The organism is Serratia sp. 2880STDY5682894 (assembly GCF_001537385.1).
Taxonomy (GTDB): Bacteria; Pseudomonadota; Gammaproteobacteria; order Enterobacterales; family Enterobacteriaceae; genus Serratia; species Serratia nevei.
Genome location: NZ_FCJA01000024.1, coordinates 1 through 854, shown reverse-complemented (window position 1 = coordinate 854; position 854 = coordinate 1). Strand labels below are relative to the sequence as shown.

Annotated in this window: 1 protein-coding gene; it reads left to right on the top strand. The window is 62.1% G+C overall.

What is annotated here, in order from left to right; genetic code table 11:
• Positions 1-854, top strand: an 854-nt coding sequence (locus tag AWX27_RS24215; protein WP_156428570.1) for an MlaD family protein, incomplete at both ends; no start/stop codon positions are given.

Here is an 854-nt window from a genome sequence, read left to right as displayed (position 1 = left end):
TCGGCCGTGAAGGCGTCTCCGGGCTGGGCACGCTGCTGTCCGGCGCTTATATCGAACTGCAGCCGGGCAGCAAGGGCAAAGACGGCAAAGACAACTATCAGCTGCTCGACGCGCCGCCGCTGGCCTCCCCGGACGCCAAGGGGCTGCGCATCGTGCTGGACAGCGAGAAATCGGGCCAGCTCAACGCCGGCGATCCGGTGCTGTTCCGCGGCTATCGCGTCGGGTCGGTGGAAACCAGCTACTTCGATCCTAAAGAACGCGCCATGCGCTATCAGCTGTTCATCACCGCGCCTTACGACCAGCTGGTCACCACCAACGTACGCTTCTGGAAAGACAGCGGCGTGGCGTTCGACATGTCGGCGCAGGGCATGCGGGTGGAGATGGGATCGCTGACTACCCTGTTCAGCGGCGGCGTCAGCTTCGACGTGCCGGACGGCTGGGATCGCGGTGAACTGGCGAAAGAGAAGGCGGAGTACCAGCTGTTCGACAACCAGCGCAGCACGCAGGATTCGCTGTATACCGTGCATAAGGACTACCTGCTGTTCTTCTCCGATTCGGTACGCGGCCTGCAGCCGGGCGCCCCGGTAGAGTTCCGCGGCATCCGCCTGGGCACGGTGGCTCAGGTGCCATTCTATAAAGAGGGCATGGCGCAACGCCTGGATAACGACTACCGCATTCCGGTGCTGATCCGCATCGAGCCGGATCGCTTCCAGAAACAGCTGGGCGGTAATTTCGATATCGAAGGGCATTTGAAGGACGCGGAATCGCGCGGTATGCGCGCCTCGATGAAGTCCGCCAACCTGCTGACCGGTTCGCTGTATATCGATCTCGACTTCTATCCGCAGGAGAAACCG